The sequence below is a fragment of the Martinezella calliandrae genome (assembly GCF_030272695.1).
GTDB lineage: Bacteria > Pseudomonadota > Alphaproteobacteria > Rhizobiales > Rhizobiaceae > Rhizobium > Rhizobium calliandrae.
Window position 1 is genome coordinate 18,430 of sequence record NZ_JARFYN010000057.1, and the last position, 25,077, is coordinate 43,506.

A 25,077-nucleotide genomic window follows, 5' to 3' on the forward strand; every position below is an offset into this window, starting at 1 on the left:
CGCATCGGGCATTGTCGACGCGTCCCGCGACGGCCTGATCAGGCTCTTTTCTGGAAGCGTCGTAGCCACTCGTCGAGATTGGTGCGGCCGAGGCGCGCCTCGCCCAACGGCACGAGCGACCTTTCATCGAGACGCCCGCCAAAATATCGGGCCTGGGGATCTTTCACGACCTTCCGCGGGTCGCCGATACCCTTCAGATAACGAGTAACGATTTCGTTGAACTCCGCTCGTTCCGGGCCTGCTACCTCGACGATCCCGTTTCGTGGATTAGTGAAGGCTACATCGGCGACGAAGGCGGCGACGTCGTCAGCCGCGATCGGCTGAAGCAGGCCTGGCGGAAGCCTGACGATGCTTCCATCCGTGCTCGCATCGGCGATCCCGCCGAGGAATTCGAGGAACTGGGTCGAGCGGATGATCGTGTACGGGATACGGGACGCCTCGATCAGCTTTTCTTGGGAGACTTTGGCGCGGTAGTAACTTTGGTCGGGTACCCGATCGGTACCGACGATGGATAGTGTGATATGGTGCCTGACGCCCGCCGCTGTCTCCGCCGCTGCAAGGTTGCGGCCGGAAGTCTCGAAGAATTCCGACACGACCTCCGGGTCGAACGAAGGCGCATTGGAGAGGTCGATCACCACCTGTGCGCCGGCCACCGCTTTTTTGAGCCCTTCTCCGGTGACAGTGTTGACACCAGTCTTGGGCGACGCCGCGACGACCTGCTGGCCGCCTCGGCGCAGAATGGCAACGGTCTTCGAGCCAATCAAACCAGTGCCGCCAATCACGACTATCTTCACGGTTACTCTCCTTTGTTGGTCGCCGGAAGCGGCTGATCATCGTTTCGATGCGCGGTTGGAAGACGGCGCAGAGTTCTTTCCCGGGACATCCGGAATAAGGCAGGAATGAAATTTTTAGAACGCAGCTCGCCTGGCAGTCAGATGATCCTGTCGTCGCACTAAACGTCATGCTGCTGACGCAGAGAGGGGTTGGATGCCGGCCGGCCTTTCTCAGCGGAACATATCGCATACATCGGCCTTCAAATAGTTGGCGAGGACCGAACTATATGGCCAGCTATTCGGCCGTTAAACATCGATATCGCGAACTCCTGTATCCAGGCGTCCAAAATGCGTGACCCTCTGTCTGATAGCCTCAGATCGGAGTGCGATGAAATGAAGTAACGGCCAGGCAGCTCGGCGCGCGCCGATCTTCAGGAATAGTCGTCTCCGCCATGTGGCGTGAAATGCCCAAGATAGTCCTTCTTTCCTATGGGAGCTCCAAGATGGCGCAGAATCGCATGCGCCACGGCGATATGAAAAAAGAACTCCGCTAGTACGACGTGTCGAATGTAATCATCCGCGCCGCACGACCCCTGCGCAACGGACGGAGTCAGTTGATAAACGTGTGTCCGAGCGCTCTCTACGTCTTCTGGCCGGATTGTTTGCAGGAAGCGGCGCGTTTCCAGCAGACGCCCCTGAAGAGCGGGATAGATCATCGCGACGCTACGCGGAGCTACCTGGATTCGATCCATAAGCTTGGTCATGTGCAGCTCGACCTTGTTGCAGTTGACCTCCAATTGTTCGCCGAACGTCAGCATGTCGGGAGCGAGCCTGGATGTGAGCACGCTTCCCGGATCAAGGGATTTGGAGCGCTCCAGGTTTTGGGCATGAAGCAGATAGTCGTCCATGACCGCGAGCCCATGCAGCATCACGGGCACGGTGACGTCATATATCGAAAAGGACATGTCACCTCCATCATGTCCGATACCGTTATGCCTGCGGTTTGTCAGTGCGGAAAGAGCTCCCTCCTTAGCCGATTCTTCGGCAAACCGAATTTCCCCGGTGTGCCTTTCACCCTGTGCATCGGGGACGAAAGACTGTGGAGCGTCGCTGATGGAATTGGAAATGCCGTTTGGTCATGCTTTCGATAAATAGCGGATATCGTCGGCAAACGACTCCGAAATCACAGCGGCGGCCGCCAACGTTTGGGCGAAACAGCTCCTCTTCTCCAGCCATAATCATAACAATCCGTTGCCTCGCGCAGACGGACGATTGGAGACGCATTGTAGACTCGCGGTGCATGGCAAGAATCTATGCTGGCGCTTTCGGTCGCGACTTCGTCCTGGCCGCCATCCGCCGTATCACCGAAAGGGGAAATTATGCGTCATGTAGATGGCAGCATCGAACATGCTGAAAATGAATTTGCCCGAGATGTGCCCATTCTGGAGGATGGAGGGTTACGGAGGCCTGGCAGGAGCGGGATGCATTATTCGGCTCATTCGGGCTCGTTCGTCACTGAACCGCCGGTTGTTATATCGTAATTCATCCTATGCGGGTGGCGAAAAAGTTCCATTTAACGCCCATTCATGAGCTGGCCGAAATTATCATATTCGGGTGCAGTGGCTACACCAAACGATGCAGCTGAGCGATTGTGCATGGGCCTTCATTAGATGACGGCATTATTGATGCTCAACCAGCCCGCCGTACCGGAGCGCATAAAGCCGTTCACACGAAACGCTGCGCGGATCCCGCGTCAGGCGATGGTGGTCGGCGTCTCCGATCGTCGAGCTGATGTGAGCTGGCGCAGCATGAGGCTTTCTGGATATGGCATGCGGACCGCTTTGGCGAATATCGCGAGCTGATCTCGACAAACTGATGGGGACGATGGAAGTGGAGTCGGCCCGCTTGTCCGAGTGCTTGTTCGCCGCGGGAGCCTGCGTCCACGTCGAGAGAGGCGACCTGCCAACCATACACTATTGTCTTACCGGTTCCGGTTTGATCATCGTCGATGGCGAAACAGTAATCGAGCTCGTTCCGCACATGCTCGTCGTGACGCCGGCAAACACGTCGATCGAAATCGTCGCGGGCGGTTCACCATTTGGCCGCTCTCGTTCTGGTCCCGGCAGCATTAAGAAAAGCATCTTCGTTCCTGGCTCCGTGCACCCCTACGAGATTGGCGAAGGCGAGGCATCGCTTGCGCTTGTCTGCGGTTGCTTCCATGCCGTTTACGGTCCGGGACTGGATCTCTTTGCTTCACTCGCTTCGCCGATCGTTGAAGCCTTTGATGCGTATGACCAGCTCGACCAAGTCATGAGCTATGCGATGGTCGAACTCGCTACGCACGAGATCGGTGGGGGTCCGATGGCGTCTGCGCTGTTCAAGCTGGTGCTGCTGACCCTGCTTCGCCGCTGTCTGACGTCATCAAACCATTGGGTAGAGCGCTTTTCGCTTTTGACTGATCCGCCAATAGCGCACGCATTCGCCGAAATGGCGTCACGTCCCGCGGCAGACTTTAGCGTTCAATCCCTGTGCAGATCGGTTGGGTTGAGCCGCTCGGCGTTCATGGCGAGATTCACGGCTGCGTTCGGTGAATCCGCGATGTCTGTCCTCAGACGTCTTCGCATGCGGCATGCAGCGAACCTGCTGGCTGCCAATGCACTCTCCATCGAACAGGTCGCACTTCAGGCTGGCTATCAGAGCCGCAGCAGCTTCACTAGAACCTTCCGGCAGCACTACGGGACCGTCCCTTCAGACTATCGGTCAGAAGCCAAACGTGTCCTGGTCGCGTATGAGACCGAAGACAGCGGTGCCCAGACTGATTAGCTGCCGTCGGCCCTTTGTCTCAGGAGCTAGGAAAATCCTGTGGCTCCGGACGAATGGATCACCAACTTCGGTTAGTCGCTGCTTTCAGATGCGGCCAACCTCTCAAAAGCGGCAGTCCGTCCATTACCTTACATCCACGCCTCTCCAGAAGGCGACGTAACCTTTGATGGCCGCGGCGGCATCGGATGGATGAGCGTAATACCATGCCGCGTCTTCATTGGTTTTTCCGTCGACGATAAGCGAATAGTAATTCGCGAGGCCCTTCCATGGACACCGGCTGGTCGTCGCACTCCGCGTGAGATATTGCGTATTGACGGATTCGGGCGGGAAATAGTGGTTGCCTTCGACGACAACGGTCTTGTCCGATTTTGCGATCACTGTGCCGTTCCATGTCGCGGTTGCCATTTCTCATTCCTCATTCCTCTTCATGCGATAAGAGCCGATCTCGCCAGGGCTGGAAGCCGTCGGCACAGAGTGGACGCCATCTTTAAGATGGTCCCAGAGCCGACTATTGGAGCTGCCTGTCAATTCGTGCGCGCAGCGCCTGCAGGTCCTTTGCGAATATTCGGATGCCCTCGGCCAATTTCTCGGTGGCCATAGCATCTTCATTCATGATCCAGCGGAAGGTGACCTCATCGATCGGCTCGCTGGGCGTCGGATGCTTGATGTCGACCGCTTCCTCGCTGACAAACCAGTGGCAAATGGCATCCGCTTGCTGCCGCAGCGGTTGCTCGGGATGCACGCCAGGCTTCAATGCTCTCTGAAGCGGATCGCTGTTCGATTCCAAGGCATCGAGAAGGTTTGGCGCGATCGTAAGTCGGTCGCAGCCGGCAAGCGCCTCAATTTGACCGATATTCCGGAACGATGCGGCCATGACGATCGTTTCAATGCCTTCGGTCTTGAAATGGTTGTAGATGTCACGAACGGATCGGACACCCGGGTCTTCCCCGGCCGTGAAATCCCTGCCTTCGACTTTCTTGTACCAATCATAAATGCGCCCAACGAACGGTGAGATCAGGAATGCGCCGGCGTCGGCGCTCGCGATGGCCTGCGCGCGGTTCAACAAGAGCGTCATGTTGCATTTTACGCCCTCCCGCTGCAGGATCTCGGCCGCGCGTATCCCTTCCCAGGTCGAGGCGAGTTTGATGAGGACCCGGTCCCGCTCGATACCCCGCTGCTCGTAGTCGGCTATGATTTGGCGAGCCTTGGCGGTTGAGGCCACGACATTGAAGGAGAGGTTGGCGTCAACCTCGGTCGAGACGTATCCAGGCACTCGACGCAAAAGCTCGATGCCGACAGAAATCGCCAAGCGGTCTGCGGTCGCCGCCGCAATTCGCGAGGGATCGCCGTTACACTTGCGTCCCCATGACAGCGCTTCTTGGACGACCTCCCTGTAAGGTTCGCTTTCTATGGCCTTGAGGACGATGGTCGGGTTCGTGGTGCAGTCGACTGGCTTCAGCCGCGCGACGGCTTCGAGATCACCGGTATCGGCGACAATCGTCGACATTGTGCGTAACTGTTCAAGTTTTGATGTCATGTTCTTTTCCTTCAGATTGGCATCAAAGCATCTCGGCTTGCGGGCCCCTTACGCATCCTCGGCAAGCCTCAGCCCCGAAAACTGCCATCGGGCATGCCCGGGGAAGAAATTTCGGTAACTCGCGCGCATATGCCCTGGCGGCGTTATGCAGGAGCCTCCGCGAAGCACGAATTGGCCCGACATGAATTTGCCGTTGTACTCGCCGACGGCGCCCTCAACGGTGCGAAACCGCGGATAGGGCAAGAACGCGCTTCGGGTCCACTCCCAGACATCCCCGAACATCTGTTGAAGACCGCCTACATGAGGGGATGCCGGCTTGGGACGAAGACAATGCGTATCGAGGAAATTGCCTTGGATTACGATCCCCCGAGCCGCGGTTTCCCACTCGAACTCCGTTGGAAGGCGCTTTCCGGACCATGTGGCGAACGCGTCCGCCTCGAAATAACTTATGTGAGTGACCGGCGCGGTGGGATCGAGCGGCTGGAAACCTCTCAGTGTCATTGTCCATTTTTGTCCGTCGCGCTCCTCCCAGTAGAGAGGTTGCGACCATCCTTCGGCCTGTACTTTTGCCCAACCCTCCGACAGCCAAAGGAGCGACTTCTTATAGCCGCCGTCATTGACGAAGTCCGCCCACTCGGCATTCGTGACAAGGCGATCGGCAAGCCGGAAGGGTTCTACCAGGACGCGATGTCGCGGGCCTTCGCTGTCGAACGCAAATCCAACTGGTCCATGCCCAATCTCAACGATCGCTTCGTCGAACGTGGTGAAGAAGAGCGGCAGTCGATCAGCAGTCTCCACGGTGACAGGCCCAGGATCACGATAAGCCGGATGAAGTGGATTCTGGGCGAAGAGATGCAAGATGTCAGTGAGCAAGAGTTCCTGATGCTGCTGCTCGTGATGACAGCCGAGCTCGACCAGCTCTGTAATGCGCCGGCCCGCAGTTGTACGCAGTAGCGCGTCGAGGGCATCGTCGACATGCTTTCGATAATCCAGAATGTGGCTCAACGCGGGCCTTGTGATCATTCCACGTCGCGGCCGCGGCTGACGCGCTCCGAGCGTTTCGTAATACGAGTTGAAGAGAAAATGGAAATCCTCGTCAAAGGTCTTGTACGCCGAGACAAATGGCTTCAGCACCATCGCTTCGAAGAACCAGGTCGTATGTGCGAGGTGCCATTTAGCCGGGCTCGCGTCGGGCATAGATTGTACCGTCGCATCTGCATCGGACAGCGGCTCGGCAAGTCTTTCACTGGTCTGGCGAACGTCGTGAAAGAACATATGAAGAGCATCTGGCTCAAGCGCCGTCTGGAAGAGCTGCGAAGTTTTCATGGCAAGGCCTCTCAAGAGTTTTTGCGCCAGCTACCGAAGCCTGGAGGTCGCAATGATCAACGAGGAGGGCAGAGTGGCCCTCCCCGGAGTCCTCACGGACGAACGCGGATGATCGTCTTTCCCGAGCGTCGCTCGGTCGGGTTGAAGGCGGCGACGGCTTCTTCGAGGGTCGCGATGGTGCCGATGTTCGTGCGCAGTCGCCCGTCGCGCACCCGCTGGACGATCTCAACCAGTTGTGCGCGATCGGCCTCGACAACGAAGTCGACCGCCAAGCCGTCAGCGGGTCGCGCCTCTGCCGGTCCAACGATGGTCACCAGTGTTCCTCCGGCTCGGATCAGCGCAGCAGACTGTTTTTGTATGTCGCCACCGATGACATCGAACACTAGATCGACGCCGCCGATATCTTTCAGGGCGTCCTTCTCGAGGTCGACGAATTCATTTGCGCCGAAGTCGAGCGCCTTCTGACGGTCGGCGCCGCGTCCGGTACCGATGACATAGGCGCCGGCTTCGCGGGCGAGCTGCGTCACCATCGTCCCGACTGCGCCGGCGGCGCCATGCGCCAGCACACTTTGCCCTGCCTGAAGACGGCCGTGCTGGAACAATCCCTGCCACGCGGTCAGGCCGGAGATCGGCAGGCTGGCACCCATCGTAAAGTCGACGTCGCCTGGCAGCGGCGCCAGGTTGCGTGCCTCGATCGCCACATATTCCGCGAGCGTGCCATCGCGGTACCAGTCGGCGAGGCCGAACACCCGCTGTCCGACCGACAGACCCGTCGTGCCATAGCCAAGCGCGGTCACCACTCCGGCCAGTTCGTGGCCTGGGATCGTCGGTGTCCGGTCACGGTCGACACGATCGGTCCAGGTCGGGGGCCATGTCAGCTCGGTCGGGACGAATCCCGACGCATGAATCTCAACGATGACGTCGTTTATCGCCGGCTGCGGCACGGGCCGCTCCATCAGCTTCATCCCGGCCGTTCCGGCAGCCTCATCCGTTACTACGATCGCCTTCATCGTCCATCTCCCTGTCTATGGTATATGGTCATCTTTCGAATTCCTTTGCAGATGTTCGAAAATAGGGCGGGGAAATTCGATGGTCCAATGACCAGCGGCTATGGAATCGATGCCATCAGCGCAGCGCAAAAAACAACGGGCGGTGCAAACATATGTTTCGCACGTCAAAAGGGAGCGATATCCGGATGGAGGCTGCTGATTTCGAGGAGGTGCTGCGAGCGCTTCCCGAGGGTTATAGCGAAGCGATCTACGAGGGACGGCGCTATGGCGTGAGCCTTCGCCGATCCGTTGATGGACGAAGTAGCAGTTTGTTCGCGCGAGAATTGGCCGGAACAGACGTTGTCAGTTTCAACCTTTATCGCCTGGACCGGGCAATGTATCTCTCAAACCATGTGAGATGTCTGCGGAAAATGTCAGAGACTTTGTCTTGGGCTTTCGATTGAGTGCATCTCGCTGACGCTTCACCGGGCCGTTTCGACCATGTGCTCCAAGAGGGCACGGAAGCCGTCGTCGCGGCGGCATCATTGGCGCCGTAACACACGGGAATGGAAACCATAGCTGTCGGACATTTCCCAGTGAAATCGCACTGACTTAGTCTCGCCCCAGAACGGCTCAGTCGCGAGTGGATGAGTTATGGGCGTTTGCGCACGTCGCCCTTCGCTCGCAGCTAGGCGTGGACCGCGGTGAAATCAACGAGTGGTATCGCGCGCACCGTATGTCCACCCCTGGTCCTTGGGTTGAAAACGTACTTAAGCAATAACTACGGAGAAGAGAATGCTGCTGCCTCGTCGACCAGTTCCCGAACTACGCGTGCCGACCCTTGCTCATGGCGACTTTGATCTTGCCGCCGACGCACCGAAACTATTTACGTTGATATGCTTTTATCGCGGTCTCCATTGCCCGGTTTGCCTCAAATATCTGCGCGACCTAGAATCGCTGATCCCTGAATATGAGCGCCGCGGCACAAAGGTCATCGCCGTCAGCTCCGACGTTCGCGAGCGCGCTCAGGAAATGGCGAGCAAGGTCGGCACCAATCTGCGATTCGGATATTCGCTGCCGCTCACGGTTGCCCGCCGATGGGGACTCTATATTTCCTCGTCGCGTGGAAAGTCATCAATTAACGTCGAAGAGCCGCCGCTATTTTCGGAGCCAGGCGTGCTCCTCGTCCGACCGGATGGTACTTTGTATTACGGCGCGGTTCAAACAATGCCGTTCGCACGTCCGCTGTTCTCGGAGTTGCTTCAGGCAATCGACTTCGCAGTCGTCAACGATTATCCTGCCCGTGGCGAGTATGACGGCCCGCTCTGAGCGTCCGCCGGCTTAGCTGCTACCGGACCAGTGATCACACATGTGTTTGGTCAGTTACAAGCATACTCCGGGATTCGCGACTCAACTGAACCCCATATCAAGGCTCGGAAGCTCCCGATTACGAATGAGATGCTCCGGCAGCTGTAACCGATGCTCGGTAAGCTGCAGGAGCCAGACCTATTGCGAGGAACGAGGTTCCTCAAGGAGGTAACGATGGACAAGAATATCATCAAAAAGACGATGTTTTCGCTTGAAGGTATGGCGCTTCAAAGCGCCCGCGAAAAATACTTCGACTATATTGCTAATGCTCGGCTCGACCGAAGCGAACCGATCGAAAACGATGAGCAGGCCCAGGCGGAAATCGCCAGTGATCTTTCCGAAGCTCTGGACGATACCCTCCACGATCATACCGATAAGCTCGACAAGTTGAGGGAGGTCGACTTCGGGCCAAAGTCGACCGTCACTGAAGGAGCGATCGTGCGGCTCTCTGGGCGATACTTCGTCATTGCCGTCTCCACCGGCAAATTCATATGCGATGGTCGAGAGGTCATGGGGATTTCCACAAAGGCCCCGATTTTCGAGGCGATCGAAGGAGCACGGGCCGGCGAGACCGTGGAGTTCAACGGAAGGAAGCTTGTGATCGAGGACGTAGCGTAGCGAGACCTCCGCTGTTGCCTGGCGACTTCCCATCTCCAGGCCGCAACCCTCGACTCGCCTCCGTCTCTCGGCAGCAGTAGCTAAGTAGATTCCGCATTTGATGGGATCTTGCCGCTTGAGAGCAAGGAGGCGCTCTAGCATTTTTCAGACGCTGATCGGACTGCTAGTTTTACCGCAATAATCAATTGGAAAACCTGATGCCAAACCGGCCCGACTACATCAACGGTGACGCCTGCCACGTCATGACAGGTTATCCGGAAGATCGCACGACAACTGAGGCAATAAGCTATGTCTTCTCGCACAGCACGCTCGGAGTGCTGCTGCTGGCTACGAGCGAGAAAGGGGTCGCAACGGTCCTGCTGGGCGCTGACACTGTTCCCCTGACCAAGCTTCTGCGCGAGCGGTTTCCGCTGGCCGACGTTCAGCCTGGGCATTGGCCGGAGGATGAGCTCGCAATGCGTGTCGTGCACTTCATCGAACGCCCCTCTCGCGGGCTGAATGTGCCGCTCGACCTGCGCGGTTCACGATTCCAGCACCGTGTCTGGGAGATAATCAGGGATATTCCCATCGGCGAGACTTCAACCTACGCCGCTATCGCGCGTCAAGTCGGCGCGCCGACCGACGAGTATGCAGTCGGCCTGGCATGTGCGGCGAACGAGTTGGCCGTCGTAGTGCCCTGTCATCGGGTCGTCGATGAGGGCGCGCAGTTAGGGTCACGATACAGGTGGGGTCGTTCAAGACAGATGGTGTTGCTGGCGCGCGAAAAAGCGACCTTTGACGACAAGACGGCCGAGCGAGAGGCACTGAATGGTGTGCTGCTTCCTTAATGTGATGTCGAGGCCCAGCGTTCGAGGCAAGCGGGCTCGAAACGGGTTTGGCGATTTCTGGAGAGAATTCCCAGAGCGCCGGGAATCTGATGCGTTCGCGCCGACGCAACGGCAACTTACCGAAACCCGCGACCACCTCTTCATCGACAGCGTGGCCGAAAACAGTTGGCCCCGCGTTCGACACCGGTGCGAATGCTTCGATTAGAGATTCTCGATGCCAGCGATGGCACGCGCTGTCGCCCGAGGCACAATTCGGAGTGCCGCGACGCGATGCATGTGCACTTACAGCTTGTGTTCCGAGATACCGTGGTGGGCCATTCGCACAATGGCTTCGGTCGTGATGCCGAACTTCTCGAAAACGTCTTTCGCTTTGCCTGAAGCACCGAATTCGGTGAGACCGACAAAGTAGCCGCTTTCGCCGATATACCGGTCCCAGGAGTCCCGGACTCCCGCCTCTACCGCTACCCTGATCCCGGAATTTCCGAGGACTGCGCGCCTGTACTCCTCAGGCTGCTGCTCGAATAACAGTCTGCATGGCATGGAGATTACGCGAGTAGGCACGCCCTCCGCCTGAAGGATCTCATGGGCCTCCGTCGCCAGATGTAGCTCCGATCCCCCGGAAAGGAGCGTGACCACGGGCTCCTCACTGTCTGCTTCCAGGATCACGTAGGCCCCTTTCGCCGACTTGTTCCCCAGGGAATGGTCCCGACGGACCGGCGGCAGGTTCTGCCTGGAGAGCGCGATCAGCGATGGGCCTTCCTTGCGCTCGAGGATAGCTTGCCAGCACTCTGCTGTTTCGATGCCGTCGGCGGGCCGGAACACCGCAAGGTGGGGAATGGCTCTGAGGGCGCTCAACTGCTCGACAGGCTGGTGCGTCGGTCCGTCCTCGCCGAGGCCAATCGAGTCGTGCGTCATCACGAATACGGTCGGCGCGCGCATCAGCGCAGCCAACCGGATGCTGGGTCTGCAATAGTCCGAAAATGCCAGAAATGTTCCACCATATGGCCGCAGGCCGCCATGCAGGGCGATCCCGTTCATCGCCGCCGCCATGCCGTGCTCGCGCACGCCATAATGGAGGTACGAACCCGAGAATTTCCCCGGTGCTATTTCCTTCTGGCTGTTCGTCTTCACGTTGTTGGATGGGGTCAAGTCGGCTGACCCGCCAATCAGTTCAGGCATCACGGCGGTCAAGTGCTCGAGGACCAAGCCGCTCGCCTTGCGGGTCGCCATCTCGGTATCCGTACCGCTCATCTCATCGAGGGCTTGCGCGATTGCCGTCCGCCACTGTGTCGGCAACAACCCGTGCATTCGACGCTCAAACTCGATTTTGACTGGAATGGGGGAGGTCTCCAATCGGTTCAGCCATTGCTGCCGAACCGCTTCTCCCCTTGATCCCACAGCGCGCCACGCGTCAATCAGTGGTTCCGGAATCTCGAAAGGCTTGGAATTCCATCCGAGCAGCTCGCGGGCACCGGAGACTTCGTCCTCTCCCGGCGTATCGCTATGGGCCTTGCGCGTCCCGGAGATCGTCGGGAACCCGAAGCCGATGACGGTCTTGCAAGAAATGAGCGACGGACGATCCGTGACCGCCTGGGCATTGCGTATAGCCTCCCTGATCGCATCGGTGTCGTGCCCGTCGATTTCCTGGACGTGCCAGTTTGACCCGGCAAACCGCGCCGCCTGGTCGTCGGAGACCGCTAGCGAAGTGGGGCCATCGATCGTGACGGCATTATTGTCGAAGAACGCGATCAGCTTGCCGAGCTTCAGGTGACCTGCAAGCGACATGGCCTCCTGGCTGATACCTTCCATCAGACAGCCGTCCCCCATGAAGACGTAGGTAAAATGGTCTTGCAGGCCGTCCCCGAAGGTCGCGTTGAGGATGCGCTCGGCGATCGCAAAGCCGACAGCATTCCCTACCCCCTGGCCGAGCGGCCCCGTCGTCGTCTCAATGCCCGGGATGTGCCAGTACTCGGGGTGTCCGGGTGTCTTGCTGTCGACCTGTCGGAACCTTCGTATGTCGTCCATCGTGATGCCTTCGTATCCCGTCAGATAGAGGAGGCTATAGAGCAGAAGGCAGCCGTGTCCATTGGAGATTACGAATCTGTCCCTATCCGGCCATGAAGGGTCCTTGGGGTCAAATTTCATGAAATCGCGAAACAGCACGGTCGCGATGTCCGCCATTCCCATGGGCATGCCCGGGTGTCCGCTCTTCGCGTTCTGGACAGCGTCTGCGGCGATGAACCGAATGCAGTTGGCCATATCGCGCAGCAGCGGATCCCGTGGGGCCGGAAATTTTTTGGGCTTTTCGCTCGTTACATCAGTCGACATAGTTTGAGCCTTTTTTTGAGATGGAGTTCGGAATGCAAGCTCGGCATTCATTTGGCTTGTCGTCGATGCGGCCCCGAGGCGGCTTCTCGCTCTCAACTGGTCGCGCTACCAACGATACGCACAAGCCTAAGGCAGGCGACATCCCAGCAAAGCCGATCGAGTAAAGCTGGGCCAATGAAACGTTGGAATAGATCCGATAACCACGGTTTTGAACGCGCCGATCTTTGCGATGGAAAGGCCCGCAATGAGCGTCTCGGGATCTGATCGCCGGGCGCTCCCGACCATCTTAAAGGATTATCGCCCGGGAGTCTCGCATAGCCTCGCTGCTGTCGGTTGGCGGCGGGAATGGAAACCATCTCCATCGGTTATTGGCGTGGCCCGACAGCCGATCCTACACTGAGTCCTCGAACGCGCCGCCAACGCCGGCGAAAGCCATCTAGAGGATTTTTCAATGTTTCCACGGGAAGCGGGGATGACCGTGATGGCTTTGATTTCAGAAGGAATCTGGCAATGAGTTTCAGTGTCTTCGACACCATCATCCCCGGCATGGCACATGGGTTTGCCGTGCTGGATACCTATCTCGATCACGGCAAGGTGTTTGAGGAAGAAAACGGCCTCCGGCCCGGCGAAGTGCTGCAGGCGCGGCTTGCACCGGACATGCTGACCTTCGGAGAACAATTTAGTGTCGTCGCCAACAAAGTGGAACGACATGTGTCGTTCCTCATTGGCGAGGATCCCACTGCACCCAATGACGTCGAGCAGACCTACACCGCTCTCAAAGCCCGCATGACAGGCGTTCGCTCATACCTGCACTCGATAACGGCTGAGCAACTGAGCGGAGCGGAATCTCGTACATACCACATTACACCGCCGATCGTGCGAGGTTGGTTCGGCGGCGCCGACTACATTTTCTATCTGGTGATCCCTGACTTCTACTTTCACGTCGCCACAGCGCACGCCGTCCTCCGGCATCTCGGCGCGCGCGTGGGCAAGCGCGACTACCTCGGATGGCTCAATATGGAGAATCCTGGTGGATATTCTTGAGTTTCAAGCTAATCCACAGCGTCGGACCGCGGCCACGCCACCGAAGGCGCACAATGAAAATTTGCCTATCCGACGCATGGGAATCTTGGGCGTTTCCGGACGGTCAAGACCGTGCCGCGGCTCCGCAGGTGGCATTAAGTCCTCAGGTGCCAGCACAAACGGCTTTATCAACGGAGGCGTCAAATGCGTACGTCACACAGTGAGAAGACAACTTTCCTGGTGTTACTCCAGTCCGATATCAATCGAGGGTACATGTGTAACTATAGCGACATCCAGCGAGAGCTCGAGAGGCTCGGCGATGAAGTGGTTGAGTTTCGCACCGACACCTGGTTCGTCGAATCGCAACTGAGCGCTGGCGAGATCAGCACACAGTTGCGGCGTAACCTCAGCGGTGCAGAAAGCCTGTTTGTCTCGGCGCTTGGGTCGGACGTATCCCACTTCGGTATCCTGCCCGAGAAGATCGCCGCAGTTGCGCGCCACTCCATTGATGCTAAGCCGAACGTCTAGGCGTGGCCTGTCGCGAGGGGTGGCCGAAGCCCCACGCCTGTCGCAAACGCCGGCTGCGATCCTGAAGCTCCAACGACTTCTGCCCCTCCATTTCATGGCGGAAGTGGCGACAAAAGCTTGGCCGGCAATTAATACGAACCGATTGGAACCAGCGTGAACAACTTAGACTCCGAACAGAGGCCGACAACCCTCCCTTCACTGTCTGCGGACAATCCCGCATCGCGAGAGGGGGTGTCGCCCGACTTTGACATTGACCTTTTCGTGGTCGGCGGGGGGTCCGGCGGAATTCGCGCAGCGCGCGTCGCCGCAAGCCACGGCGCACGCGTGATGCTCGCGGAGGAGTCACGCCTAGGCGGAACCTGCGTCATCAGAGGCTGCGTGCCGAAGAAGCTCTTTGTCTATGCGAGCCGTTTTGGCGATGCCCTCGATCAGGCCGGTGACTTCGGCTGGAAGGTTTCGCTTCCCCGCTTCGACTGGCCTTCGCTGGTGGCGGCCAAGGACAGGGAAATCGCTCGCCTCGAGGGCTTGTATGCTCGGGGGCAATCCAAAGCCGGTGTAGAGGTTGTGCATTCGCGCGCAATGCTGGTGGACGCACACACAGTACGCCTCGCCGACGGGCGCAGTGTCCGAGCGGGCACCATCTTGATTGCGACTGGGGCAAAGCCCGAGCTTCCGGCATTCGAGGGCATTGAGCTGGGCATCACCTCTGACGCAGCCTTTGACCTCAAGGAGTTCCCGCGACGCCTCGTCATCGGTGGCGCCGGCTATATCGCGATGGAGTTCGCAGGATTATTCCAGGCACTTGGTAGTGACGTCACGATCGTGTGCCGCGGAAGCAACGTCTTGCGCGGTTTCGATGAAGACGTGCGTCAAGCGATTGCGTCGTCCTACACAAATCGCGGGATCAAGATCTTGCTGGGCGACAGCATAAGGCGCCTGGCGAGCGAAAAAATGAGTGAAGACGGAAAGCAGCCACCCACAATCGATGTCGTCACCGATCAAGGCGCGCGCCTCAAGGCCGATCAGGTACTGCTGGCTTTCGGGCGGACGCCTAACACCATTGGTCTTGGACTAGATCGCGTTGGGGTAAGGACAGATGAGAAAGGTGCAATCATCGTCGATGCGAACTCGCGCAGCAGCGTCCCCAACATCTTTGCCGTCGGCGATGTCTCGAACCAAATCAACCTGACGCCCGTCGCGATCCGCGAAGGCCACGCCTTCGCCGACAGCGTCTTTGGCGCCAAACCCTGGCGGGTCGACTACGCCAACGTGCCGACGGCCGTGTTTTCGAGTCCGGAGATTGGAACGGTCGGACTGACGGAACTGGAAGCGCGCGCTGAATATGCTGTCGTTGACGTCTACAAAGCCCGCATCCGCCCGCTGGCCGCGGGTGTGACTGGAGACTGCGGGACCGCGCTGCTCAAGCTCGTGGTCGACGGCGAGAGTGATCGCATTCTCGGCGTACATCTCTTCGCTGAAGGTGCAAGCGAACTGATCCAGGTCCTGTCGATCGCATTGGAGAGCGGCGCGACGTGGGCCGACTTCATGTCGACTATGGCGGTGCATCCCACATTCGCCGAGGAACTACTCGCACTGCAGACGCCGACGGTCCGGTATGATCGCCGATAGTCGACAGAGCCGTCGACATGGCTCTCTCGGATCAGTCGTGAGATCGGCGACCGATGCATGGTTTCGTCCATCAGGCTACGGCATTCCGATCGATCCGGTAACGCTTCAGCCGCCCGGCAAGTCATATTGATCCACCCCGAATAACGAAGGAACCGAAAATGAAAAACCTCAGTGTCACTGTGCTTATGGCGCTCTCGATCCTCATTCCCGCGGAAGCCCCGGCGGCTGAATACGAGGTTAAAATGTTGAACAAGGGCAGTGACGGACAGGCGATGACGTTCGAGCCGGCCTTCCTACATATCCAGTCGGGGGACACGGTGCATTTTATGCCGGTCGACAAAGGACACAATGTCGACACGATACCCGGCATGCTTCCGGAAGGTGCGTCGCCGCTGAAGGGCACCATTTCCCACGCCGTGGATGTCACTTTTCAGCAGCCCGGCCTGTACGGCTATCGCTGTGTGCCCCATTTCGGAATGGGCATGGTCGGTCTGATCGAGGTCGGCAACACACCGGTGAACGCGGCGGCGGCCCAGCAGGCAAAAATGCCTCCCTTGGCCAAAAAACGAATGGATACCCTTGTTTCGCAGATGCAATGACGTTCGCGGCTGCTGCCTGAGCTCTGACGCCGGTGCGCGCCGCGATGTCGGACGGTGACACAGCCGCCTCGCCTCTGCGTGTCGGCATGTGGGTATGGAGGCCATGCCTCTTGCTCACTGGACACCGGTCACCGGAGTAGCACCGAAACATCCGCGTTCCAGCGCGATGGCACACACAGATTGATAGCGATGAGAATATTTCGAGACAGACTTTGTGGATGTCCGCTTCGGGGAATGAAACCGATAGCACGTGCCCATTCACGAAGAAGCCGGGTCATCGCAGCCAGTCTGAAACGTAGTAAGTCAACCGAAGGAGCGGCAATGAGCGACGTCACCGATGCAATAAATGAAATCGAGGAGCGAATCGCCATTGCGCGAGATGGGTTGCGACGGGCGAGGCAATCGGCGCCGGCCAAGCAGGCCGAGGCGCTCGCCGCGCGTCAGGTGGCTGAACACGAGGATGAAATCGCCCGCCTGACCTTGTTACTCCTTGAATTGGAAAGCGGAGTCGGCCCTCCGCTTGCATAACCGTGCGCGGTCAATCGAACTTGCAGCATGTCTGCTTGAATATGAACATTGATCGGCCTGGCGTGGCGGGGGAACGGCCTATGCCGGCTAGGCGACAAGAGGATTTTGATGTGACTACCGTCGAGCTGAAGAAACTGTTTGGCGAATACACGATAGCCCGGCTTCCTGTGCTCACGCCGATCCCCTACTGGTGCGACGGCGAGGGCTTCGTCAACATAAGCCGTGGCGAAGATGAATTGTCAGTGATATGTTTGAGGGAACGCGTGCCCGCGGGCGTGACAAGCGAAGGTGCTTGGGCCTGTTTCAAAGTGCTCGATCCGTTTGTGAGCGGCGAGACGGGCGTTCTCTCGGTGGTGACGCCGGTGTCGGAGAACGGCATAGGCGTGCTCGCGGTTTCAACTTTGAACGGCAACTATTTTCTGGTGCGCAGCCGCGATGCCGCGGTCGCGGTTGATGCCCTGAGTGCCGCCGGGCATCGCGTCGCGTGACTGATCACGCCTTTCCCAAGTGCGATGTCGGCTACTTCGAAGGCTGTCCTGCCGAGAAAGATCAAAGTCGCGTCTTCGAGGATGCGTCCCGTTGCCGAACGTCGTTTGAGATCGCTGGCCGCGATGCATCTGCGGATGTCGCATGGCCAGGTGTCCGCCGCCGATTAATGGCGCATGGGCGCGATGGCGGAATGAAATCGATAACGAGAGGGTATTTTTAATCGATTCAGCCGGAGATTAGTCTCAACGGGTGCCGCATCCAATATGTCTGGCTCGTAGGGCTAGCCTGATCCGCGTCGACGCTATTGACGTTTCAGCGATGCGAATTCGATCAAGACCCATCAACCGCACCTGGAGGACCCGCCATGTCGTTCCGATTCATCACCAAGTCCGTTCATGCCTTTCTCATCGACTATCCTGTAGCGATTATCCTGTTAGTTGCGCCGTTTGTTTTGACGCTTGGTCACGACAGTCCGATTGCGATGTGGCTTTCCGTAGTCTCAGGCGTTGCGGCGTTGATATTGCCGATGCTGACCGACCACCCGACCGGCCTTATGAAGATAATTCCCTACCCAGTCCACCTTTGGATCGACCGAGCCGTCGGAATCGCATTCCTCGCGGCAGTTTTCGTGTTTGATTTCACTGGCATAGACGCTTGGTACTACGGCGTCCTCGGCGTCGCCGTTCTCATTACTACTTCTGTATTGAACGCCTCTGAGGAATCGATCTCGGAGCATGGTGCAATCAGCACCCGCGAAGCGATCTGAACTGCAGCTGCTCCGCTTCCGGCGACTGTGAAGAGCTCGCCGAGACATTTCTGCTTTGGTAGTGTCGGCGAGCCGCTTCGCAGCGCCGGAACGGTTGGTCTATTTCTCAGTCTTTCGAACCGCGGGAGCGGCGACAAGGGCGAGCAGAACGTTTCTTTAAGGTCTGCTTCGTGACCTCTCGCACATGACACGGCGCCTCCTCCACGACGAGGGTGGTCGCCATCGAAGGAGAAGCTTCATGTTTGGGTTAACGGCGCTTGAGCTAGCGCGGATCCAGTTTGGTTTCACAATTTCCTTTCACATCATCTTTCCAGCGATCACCATCGGGCTCGCCAGCTATCTGGTGGTGCTCGAGGGCCTGTGGCTGTGGAGGCAGGAGGCGGTTTATCGCGACCTGTATCACTTCTGGTCGAAGATCTTCGCCGTCAACTTCGCGATGGGCGTCGTCTCAGGCCTGGTCATGGCCTACCAGTTCGGCACCAACTGGAGCTATTTCTCGGCGTTCGCCGGCAGTATCACGGGGCCGCTTCTGACCTACGAGGTGTTGACGGCTTTCTTCCTCGAGGCGGGCTTCCTCGGCGTCATGCTGTTTGGCTGGAACAAGGTCGGCCCCGGCCTGCACTTCTTCGCGACAATCATGGTGGCGATAGGTACGCTGATCTCGGCCACCTGGATCCTTGCCTCCAATAGCTGGATGCAGACGCCTCAGGGATATGAGGTGATCGGTGGACGCGTCGTGCCGGTCGACTGGCTGAAGGTGATCTTCAATCCTTCCTTCCCTTATCGCCTGGCGCATATGACGATCGCCGCCTATCTCGCGACCGCGCTCTTCGTCGGTGCTTCAGGCGCCTGGCATCTGCTGCGTGGTCGGGCGACGCCGGCGGTGCGCACCATGCTGTCGATGGCGATGTGGATGGTGCTCATCGTGGCGCCAATCCAGATCCTTGTCGGCGATCAGCATGGCTTGAATACACTCAAATATCAGCCTGCCAAGATCGCCGCGGTTGAGGGCCATTGGGAAAACGTACCCGGCGAGAGCGTGCAGCTGACCCTTTTCGGCGTCCCCGATATGACGGTGGAAACGACGCGCTACGCAATCGAGATCCCCTATCTCGGCAGCCTGATCCTGACCCATGACATCAATGGCCATATTCCCGGTCTAAAGGAATTCGCACCAGAGGATCGGCCAAACTCGACCGTCGTCTTCTGGACCTTCCGGTTGATGGTCGGGCTTGGGCTGCTGATGCTCCTTCTTGGCGTCTGGAGCCTCTATCTGCGCTGGCGCGGTGGGCTTTACGGCTCGAGGCTGTTCCTGCGGTTCGCTACCCTGATGGGTCCGGCCGGGCTGGTCGCCATCCTCGCCGGATGGCTGACGACGGAGATCGGCCGTCAACCCTGGATCGTCTATGGGGTAATGCGCACGAAGGACGCGGTTTCGAACCACTCGGCTTTGGCGCTCTCCACCACTTTGATCGTCTTCATCGTCGTATATTTCGCCGTCTTCGGCACGGGCATCAGCTACATGCTGAAACTGGTGGCCATGGGACCGCAGCCCTTCGACGATCATCCGCCGCAAGACAAAGGGCAGTCGCTCCGGCCGGCGCGGCCGCTGTCGGCTGCTCCCGACGACATCGATCCGTCCGTCGATCTTTCCGGGCACTAGGAGGCCTGAGGCTATGGGCATTGATCTTCCCCTCATCTGGGCCATCATCATAGGCTTCGGCCTGATGATGTATGTCATCATGGACGGTTTCGATCTCGGCATTGGCATCCTTTTTCCTTTCGTTTCGAACCGAGAGGATCGGGACACGATGGTCAATACCGTCGCACCGGTCTGGGACGGCAACGAGACCTGGCTGGTGCTAGGCGGGGCGGCACTGTTCGCCGCGTTTCCGCTCGCCTATTCTGTGATCCTCAGCGCGCTCTACCTGCCGCTGGTGCTGATGCTCGTCGGCCTGATCTGGCGTGGCGTCGCCTTCGAATTCCGCTTCAAGGCGGATGAAGCGCACAAGTCCTTCTGGGACAAGGCGTTCGCCTGGGGCTCTTATGTCGCCGCCTTCTCGCAAGGCGTGGCACTGGGCGCCTTCATCAACGGTTTCGAGGTCACGAACGGCGCCTATTCCGGTGGGCTGTTCGACTGGCTGACGCCCTTCAGCCTGTTCACGGGCCTTGGCCTGCTCGTCTCCTATGCACTGCTCGGTTCGACCTGGCTCGTCATGAAGACGGAAGGCACACTGCAGCGGCGCATGAAAGAACTCGCCCGGCCAGTGACGCTTGCGCTTCTCGCTGTCATTATCATCGTCAGCCTCTGGACGCCGTTTGCTCATACCGCAGTTGCGGACCGCTGGTTTGCGCTCCCGAACATGATCTTCTTCGCACCCGTCCCGATCCTGGTGTTGCTGGCGACCTACGCGATCGTCAGGAGCCTCCAGCGCGAGACGACACATGCTGGACCCTTCGTGCTGGCGCTCTTCATGCTGTTCATGGGCTATAGCGGCCTGGCGATCAGCCTCTGGCCAAACATCATTCCGCCATCGGTCTCGATCTGGGATGCGGCCGCTCCGCCGCAGAGCATGGGCTTTACGCTCGTCGGCGCGCTCTTCATCATTCCCTTCATCCTCGCCTATACCGCCTGGTCCTATTACGTTTTCCGCGGCAAGGTGAAGCCGGGCGAGGGGTACCACTGATGCTTCCCGTCACAAGCCGCGGGAACAGGCTGCGAAGGCTGGGGTGGCTTGTCGTGATCTGGGCCGCGAGCGTATTCGCGCTCGCGATAGTCGCTGGGGTCGTCCGCCTGCTGATGAGTTTTAGCGGATTGACGGTTTAAAGACCTGCCGATTAATCGATCATCTCCTATCTCCTCGCGAAAGGATTTTTCATTGTCCTTCATTCCGTGAGGCGCTCATCAACCAGTGCAGGTACAAATCATTCTCCAGGACTCTCCGCACGGCTCCTCGCCCTTAGGCGCTGAATAGTAGGCCGCAGATTCAGGGATTTGGGAGAGCGAAAAAGTGGAAAATCAATGCCGTCGACGAGCGCTGATCTGCCCAAGAACTGGAGAAATATCTGAATGGTTGCGGCGTCTGGTCTAGTCGGCACCGATGCGAAGTCGTGACCAAGGATGTGGAGCGTCCTGCGGAATACCTCGGGGCAAGTCGCCCGCGCAGACTTAATACCTTAAAACGGGCTGAGATCGCGGAAAGTATGTAACCAATTGCTAACAAAAGCGGGCGCCGCGTCGTCACCGGCGGCTGCGCTCTCGGTCCGAGCAAACCTCGGCATCTCTGATGCCTTGCTCGGCATTCTCCTCGTTGGCTATCCGGCGATAATCCCTCGGATCTCGTCCGTATGCCTGTCGGAAAGCTCGCACAAAGCTTGAACGGCTTTCGTATCCTGCATTGTGAGCAATGACGTCGACTTGCATCGTCGTCGTTGTCAGATCGATCGCAGCCTGGCGCATTCTCAAGTCTCGCAAGATGACCATCGGGGAATGCCCAAAGATGTTTGAGAATCGCGCCATGAACGCAGAACGGCTCAATCCTGCACTCTGTGCCAGGCTTTGAATTGAATGGGCGGCTCCGGGCCGCGCCACCATATCCGCAAAAGCACGGGTGATCTGCCTGTCGGCAAGTATCGAGAAGCGCTCGGTCCATTGTTGGGATGACCTGAGCGAACGTCGCAACAATGAGACAAGGATTTGCTTGAGCAGCGATGATGTCATGGCTCCGACGCCTACTTCTTGCTGTAGCAGCTCCTCCATGGCCTCGCGAAGCTTCAGATCAATCTTGTCCCTTGGTTCGAACTGCTCGATAACCGGTTCGCGGAGATCTCCGAACAGCCTCACAGACTGACCAAAGAGCGCAGTAAAATAGCCGCATATCTGAATAATTTCCGGCTGCTCGCTAGGCACCGCCACGCGAAGGATGCCATTTTGGTGCGTCCAGCAATCTCTCGAAATGAGCTTCGGCGTCCCATTTCCTCCGTCGACCTCGATCGCAAACGGAGCGTTTGGCGGCACAATGATGAGCAAATGAGGGCTTATCGGGATTTGTGGTCCGCCGTTGATAGATATGTGTCCCACGCCGCTCAAGTTGTAGTGGATCGCGGATGCATCAATCTTCCCCATTGCGACTCGATGGCCCCGCGGCAGCAGAACCTCAATCAGCGCGATGACGTCGATGTCGATAGCCTGCATCAAATTGTTGAGGTCAGTTGTAGACAATTTGACATTGGAGCCCGTGGGCGGAAAAACCTTCTGTTCCACGCGTGTCTGCCTTGAAACCGCTTTCGAAATGTTCCGCATGACTGTGGTGGTCCTATAAGGCCTGGCGAATTCAGGCCAGACGCCGAACGACACATATTAATTGCGTGAGGCCAGATTAACTTTATATCATGATATACTAAGAGGCGCACAGTACGTCCGATCAGCCGCCGATCTTGGTGGGCATAATCGACGTGAGGATTACGACGCTACGTCGGGCAGACGAGCGTCGCAGCATATCATCAGGATTAGCAGCTCCATCAGATTGCCGTCGGCAGGCATATTCTCGTGGAGTTCAACGCGGATTTCCTAGCCGGGGAAGCGCTTTTCGGTCCAGTCAGTTAGGGAAGTTGCCGGTAGCTGGCACGGACTGGCGAGAGCGCGATGGAGTTAGCAGTCACCAGCTTCGTCAGCACGATCCTGTTTTGAAGGAGCCTTCGGCGAACAGACATTCGACTTTCACGGCCACCCTTAAAGCCATAGGACCTGTTTATATCGGCTGCGTCAATTTTGATTTCGCAATGAGATCTCCGAGAGTCTCGTTATGGCGTAGGCTTCTTCATGCAGGAGGCGATAGACTGAAACCGGATCGCATGCGCCGATCTCGACGCAAAACAATCCTTCGGATTGCCTCGCTTTTTTGTCACGAGCAACGAGCTCTCGCATTGTCAATCGCGATATGCGTTGGTGCGTGTCTTACCGGCACCGCACTTCAGTCGAATTGCTCACCGTGCCCGATCTGTTCGCGAACTGCATCGCCGATTGGCGGATCATCAGCAGGATCCGGGTCTGCACTGTTGGCGTCCTCCAGAGAGTGGGCCGCCTCGACCATGGCACCGAGTACCTCTCCAGTGCCCCACCCCGCTTCGTTCGCTGACGCGATGACTTCTTCCAGGGCGTATCTGGCCGCCACCTTCAATTCCTGGGAGCGCCGCTGCAAATCATGGGATTGTGGTGATGGAAACGGCATGGTCGGCTCCTTTCGTTGACGGGTAACCCGGAGGACATCGGCCGGTTCCTGTCTCGACGGGCACTTAGATAATCGCAGAAAAAGCTCCCGTTAACCAACGAATATTCTACCTTCTCAACGCGATTGCGGCGCCGGCAATCGCGATCCGTGTTTGGTCGCGTTCAACTTTTGATGGACTTCCCCATGGCTGACGAAACCGTAAAAGGTCCACAATTAAGTACCAACTGCTGAAGGCAGGCCTCGACCGGATGGCGTCCGGATCGATGCAGACGGCGACGATGCTTTGCTCAGATTATAAGCTGCGGGCGGGATGCTTTGGATTTGACGATCCAAAGAGGGTGTTTAGCATCGCAACTCAGATGTGAGCTGCGCGACGGTGCCGGTTCGGCAGGCGGGCCCCTCGAGTTTCGTTCCGTCGTGCAAGAACACGAGCAGCGCTTTCCAGGAATTGGGCGAACGCATTTCGAGATATCCCATCGGCATTGAGCATGACGTGAATCATTGGATCATTAAGAATCTCAGATATTGTGAGGTCAGACATAGAAGCTCTCCTTACGCTCATAGTGATTGGGTGAGCTTATAGGCGCCTTCTGTAACGGCGTGAAATACCGGGCGGTTATGGAGTGAATGCCTAAATCTTATCGCCAGGAAACGTGATCATAAGAGCTGTCCGGAAGCTTATTTCGGACGTAAGGCCATAACATTGATCTCCTGCGATCATTTTGGAAATCGCCGTACCTGGGGTGACGAACCCGGGTGCAAAGACACAAGCGATAGCAACCACAGCCCGAACGAAGAAGGCACTGAGCCGGCATTGCCGAGTATCCGCTTTCGCTAAAACTCTAATTTGGCTGGCCTTCCGTATCGCTCCGTCGTGATTCTTCACTCGCCGTTTAACAGGCTCCGATGGCTGTTTTGCCTTTCCGGTAAGCGGCGCCCCATAACGCTCCTTCATTACTGCGTTCAGCAAAGGCTAATCGGGCCATCGTATCGCTCCGCTGTTTATCATTGATTCAATTCCCGCCCGTCATTGGACCGGCAGCGACTGCAGCCTTATCTCATAGGCACGAACGGAGGACAGCACATGAAAGTTTACGCGAAAAATCCCGATGGCCTATCTCGCCTAACGCCGGAGCAGTTCCGCGTGACGCAGCAAAGCGGTACCGAGCGTCCAGGCACGGGCGAATATCTCAACAACAAGCAGCCGGGCATCTATGTCGATATCGTATCGGGCGAGCCGCTGTTTGCCTCTTCCGACAAGTTTGACTCGGGGTGCGGCTGGCCGAGCTTCACCAAGCCGATCGAAACCGCGAACATCAACGAGCTCACCGACCTCTCGCACGGCATGCTGCGCACCGAAGTGCGCTCCACCCATGGCGACAGCCATCTGGGGCATGTTTTTCCCGACGGACCGATGGATCGCGGCGGCCTGCGCTATTGCATCAACTCTGCCTCCCTTCGCTTCGTGCATCGCGACAAGATGGAGGCTGAAGGTTATGGTGCCTATCTCGGCCAAGTGGAGGATATCCGATGACTACGGAACGTGCAGTTCTCGCCGGCGGTTGTTTTTGGGGCATGCAGGACCTCATCCGCCGCTATAACGGCGTCATCTCGACCCGCGTCGGCTATACCGGCGGCGAGGTTCGCAATGCGACTTATCGCAATCATGGCACCCATGCGGAAGCGATCGAGATC

Annotated in this window: 25 protein-coding genes; 16 read left to right on the forward strand and 9 right to left on the reverse strand. The window is 58.0% G+C overall.

The features are described 5' to 3' along the window. Window positions 1-38 precede the first annotated feature (38 nt). Window positions 39-794, reverse strand: coding sequence for an SDR family oxidoreductase (locus PY650_RS29615; RefSeq protein ID WP_285883313.1), 756 nt, complete (start codon window positions 792-794; stop codon window positions 39-41). A gap of 410 nt (window positions 795-1,204) precedes the next feature. After that, complete coding sequence (locus PY650_RS29620; protein ID WP_285883314.1) at window positions 1,205-1,738, reverse strand: DUF1993 family protein; 534 nt, start codon at window positions 1,736-1,738, stop codon at window positions 1,205-1,207. Window positions 1,739-2,648: 910 nt separating this feature from the next. Here PY650_RS29620 and PY650_RS29625 point away from each other — a divergent pair. Further along, window positions 2,649-3,596 (forward strand): helix-turn-helix transcriptional regulator, encoded by a 948-nt coding sequence (locus PY650_RS29625; RefSeq protein WP_285883315.1) that lies wholly within the window; start codon window positions 2,649-2,651, stop codon window positions 3,594-3,596. Window positions 3,597-3,719: 123 nt separating this feature from the next. Here the strand turns inward: PY650_RS29625 and PY650_RS29630 are convergent, their stop codons facing one another. From PY650_RS29630 to PY650_RS29645, 4 genes are all read right to left on the reverse strand, one after another. Then, the gene (locus PY650_RS29630) at window positions 3,720-4,001 is read right to left on the reverse strand and encodes a DUF427 domain-containing protein (RefSeq protein WP_285883316.1); all 282 of its coding nucleotides are present in this window, start codon (window positions 3,999-4,001) and stop codon (window positions 3,720-3,722) included. 103 nt (window positions 4,002-4,104) lie between these two features. Further along, window positions 4,105-5,133 carry a transaldolase gene (locus PY650_RS29635; RefSeq protein WP_285883318.1) on the reverse strand — a complete coding sequence of 343 codons (1,029 nt, stop codon included), beginning with the start codon at window positions 5,131-5,133 and terminating at the stop codon, window positions 4,105-4,107. A 48-nt stretch (window positions 5,134-5,181) separates the two neighbouring features. Beyond that, window positions 5,182-6,459, reverse strand: coding sequence for an ergothioneine biosynthesis protein EgtB (egtB, locus tag PY650_RS29640; protein WP_285883319.1), 1,278 nt, complete (start codon window positions 6,457-6,459; stop codon window positions 5,182-5,184). A 92-nt stretch (window positions 6,460-6,551) separates the two neighbouring features. After that, entirely contained in the window at window positions 6,552-7,469 is a 918-nt protein-coding gene (locus PY650_RS29645; RefSeq protein ID WP_285883321.1) for an NADP-dependent oxidoreductase, read from the reverse strand. A 774-nt stretch (window positions 7,470-8,243) separates the two neighbouring features. Between PY650_RS29645 and PY650_RS29650 the strand changes: the two genes are divergently transcribed. The 3 genes from PY650_RS29650 to PY650_RS29660 all read left to right on the forward strand — a co-directional run bounded on the left by PY650_RS29650 (window position 8,244) and on the right by PY650_RS29660 (window position 10,261). After that, window positions 8,244-8,777 carry a peroxiredoxin-like family protein gene (locus tag PY650_RS29650; protein ID WP_285883323.1) on the forward strand — a complete coding sequence of 178 codons (534 nt, stop codon included), beginning with the start codon at window positions 8,244-8,246 and terminating at the stop codon, window positions 8,775-8,777. A gap of 213 nt (window positions 8,778-8,990) precedes the next feature. After that, window positions 8,991-9,434, forward strand: coding sequence for a hypothetical protein (locus tag PY650_RS29655; protein WP_285883325.1), 444 nt, complete (start codon window positions 8,991-8,993; stop codon window positions 9,432-9,434). Window positions 9,435-9,631: 197 nt separating this feature from the next. Continuing rightward, complete coding sequence (locus PY650_RS29660; protein WP_285883327.1) at window positions 9,632-10,261, forward strand: methylated-DNA--[protein]-cysteine S-methyltransferase; 630 nt, start codon at window positions 9,632-9,634, stop codon at window positions 10,259-10,261. A 282-nt stretch (window positions 10,262-10,543) separates the two neighbouring features. Here the strand turns inward: PY650_RS29660 and tkt are convergent, their stop codons facing one another. After that, window positions 10,544-12,589, reverse strand: coding sequence for a transketolase (gene tkt / locus PY650_RS29665; RefSeq protein ID WP_285883329.1), 2,046 nt, complete (start codon window positions 12,587-12,589; stop codon window positions 10,544-10,546). Between the two features lie 510 nt (window positions 12,590-13,099). Between tkt and PY650_RS29670 the strand changes: the two genes are divergently transcribed. From PY650_RS29670 to PY650_RS29715, 10 genes are all read left to right on the forward strand, one after another. Then, entirely contained in the window at window positions 13,100-13,633 is a 534-nt protein-coding gene (locus tag PY650_RS29670) for a DUF1993 domain-containing protein (RefSeq protein ID WP_285883331.1), read from the forward strand. A 183-nt stretch (window positions 13,634-13,816) separates the two neighbouring features. Next, window positions 13,817-14,140 carry a hypothetical protein gene (locus PY650_RS29675; protein ID WP_285883333.1) on the forward strand — a complete coding sequence of 108 codons (324 nt, stop codon included), beginning with the start codon at window positions 13,817-13,819 and terminating at the stop codon, window positions 14,138-14,140. A gap of 231 nt (window positions 14,141-14,371) precedes the next feature. Continuing rightward, entirely contained in the window at window positions 14,372-15,769 is a 1,398-nt protein-coding gene (gene gorA, locus PY650_RS29680) for a glutathione-disulfide reductase (protein WP_285883335.1), read from the forward strand. 158 nt (window positions 15,770-15,927) lie between these two features. Beyond that, window positions 15,928-16,368, forward strand: a complete 441-nt coding sequence (locus PY650_RS29685) for a pseudoazurin (RefSeq protein ID WP_285883336.1) — start codon at window positions 15,928-15,930, stop codon at window positions 16,366-16,368. 321 nt (window positions 16,369-16,689) lie between these two features. After that, window positions 16,690-16,896, forward strand: a complete 207-nt coding sequence (locus tag PY650_RS29690) for a hypothetical protein (RefSeq protein WP_285883338.1) — start codon at window positions 16,690-16,692, stop codon at window positions 16,894-16,896. A gap of 110 nt (window positions 16,897-17,006) precedes the next feature. Next, window positions 17,007-17,384 (forward strand): ACT domain-containing protein, encoded by a 378-nt coding sequence (locus PY650_RS29695; RefSeq protein WP_285883340.1) that lies wholly within the window; start codon window positions 17,007-17,009, stop codon window positions 17,382-17,384. A gap of 365 nt (window positions 17,385-17,749) precedes the next feature. Next, window positions 17,750-18,151 carry an SPW repeat domain-containing protein gene (locus tag PY650_RS29700; RefSeq protein ID WP_285883342.1) on the forward strand — a complete coding sequence of 134 codons (402 nt, stop codon included), beginning with the start codon at window positions 17,750-17,752 and terminating at the stop codon, window positions 18,149-18,151. A gap of 238 nt (window positions 18,152-18,389) precedes the next feature. Beyond that, a complete protein-coding gene (locus tag PY650_RS29705; protein WP_285883344.1) occupies window positions 18,390-19,814 on the forward strand; it encodes a cytochrome ubiquinol oxidase subunit I in 1,425 nt (474 codons plus the stop codon). A 13-nt stretch (window positions 19,815-19,827) separates the two neighbouring features. Continuing rightward, window positions 19,828-20,838, forward strand: coding sequence for a cytochrome d ubiquinol oxidase subunit II (cydB, locus tag PY650_RS29710; RefSeq protein ID WP_285883346.1), 1,011 nt, complete (start codon window positions 19,828-19,830; stop codon window positions 20,836-20,838). Further along, on the forward strand, window positions 20,838-20,978 hold the full coding sequence (locus tag PY650_RS29715) for a DUF2474 domain-containing protein (RefSeq protein WP_285883348.1): 141 nt from the start codon (window positions 20,838-20,840) through the stop codon (window positions 20,976-20,978). Before cydB ends, PY650_RS29715 begins: the two co-directional genes overlap by 1 nt. A 414-nt stretch (window positions 20,979-21,392) precedes the next feature. Here the strand turns inward: PY650_RS29715 and PY650_RS29720 are convergent, their stop codons facing one another. Continuing rightward, window positions 21,393-22,415: a helix-turn-helix transcriptional regulator gene (locus PY650_RS29720; RefSeq protein ID WP_285883350.1), complete on the reverse strand. Its 1,023-nt coding sequence runs from the start codon at window positions 22,413-22,415 to the stop codon at window positions 21,393-21,395. Window positions 22,416-23,124: 709 nt separating this feature from the next. After that, window positions 23,125-23,382, reverse strand: a complete 258-nt coding sequence (locus tag PY650_RS29725; protein ID WP_285883352.1) for a hypothetical protein — start codon at window positions 23,380-23,382, stop codon at window positions 23,125-23,127. 1,084 nt (window positions 23,383-24,466) lie between these two features. On the opposite strand from PY650_RS29725, the gene msrB reads away from it, so the two are divergent. Both msrB and PY650_RS29735 read left to right on the forward strand, forming a co-directional pair. Next, window positions 24,467-24,916, forward strand: a complete 450-nt coding sequence (msrB, locus tag PY650_RS29730) for a peptide-methionine (R)-S-oxide reductase MsrB (RefSeq protein ID WP_285883354.1) — start codon at window positions 24,467-24,469, stop codon at window positions 24,914-24,916. Beyond that, the coding region (locus PY650_RS29735; protein ID WP_285883356.1) for a peptide-methionine (S)-S-oxide reductase at window positions 24,913-25,077 on the forward strand (165 nt) is incomplete at its 3' end. The genes msrB and PY650_RS29735, both read left to right, overlap by 4 nt.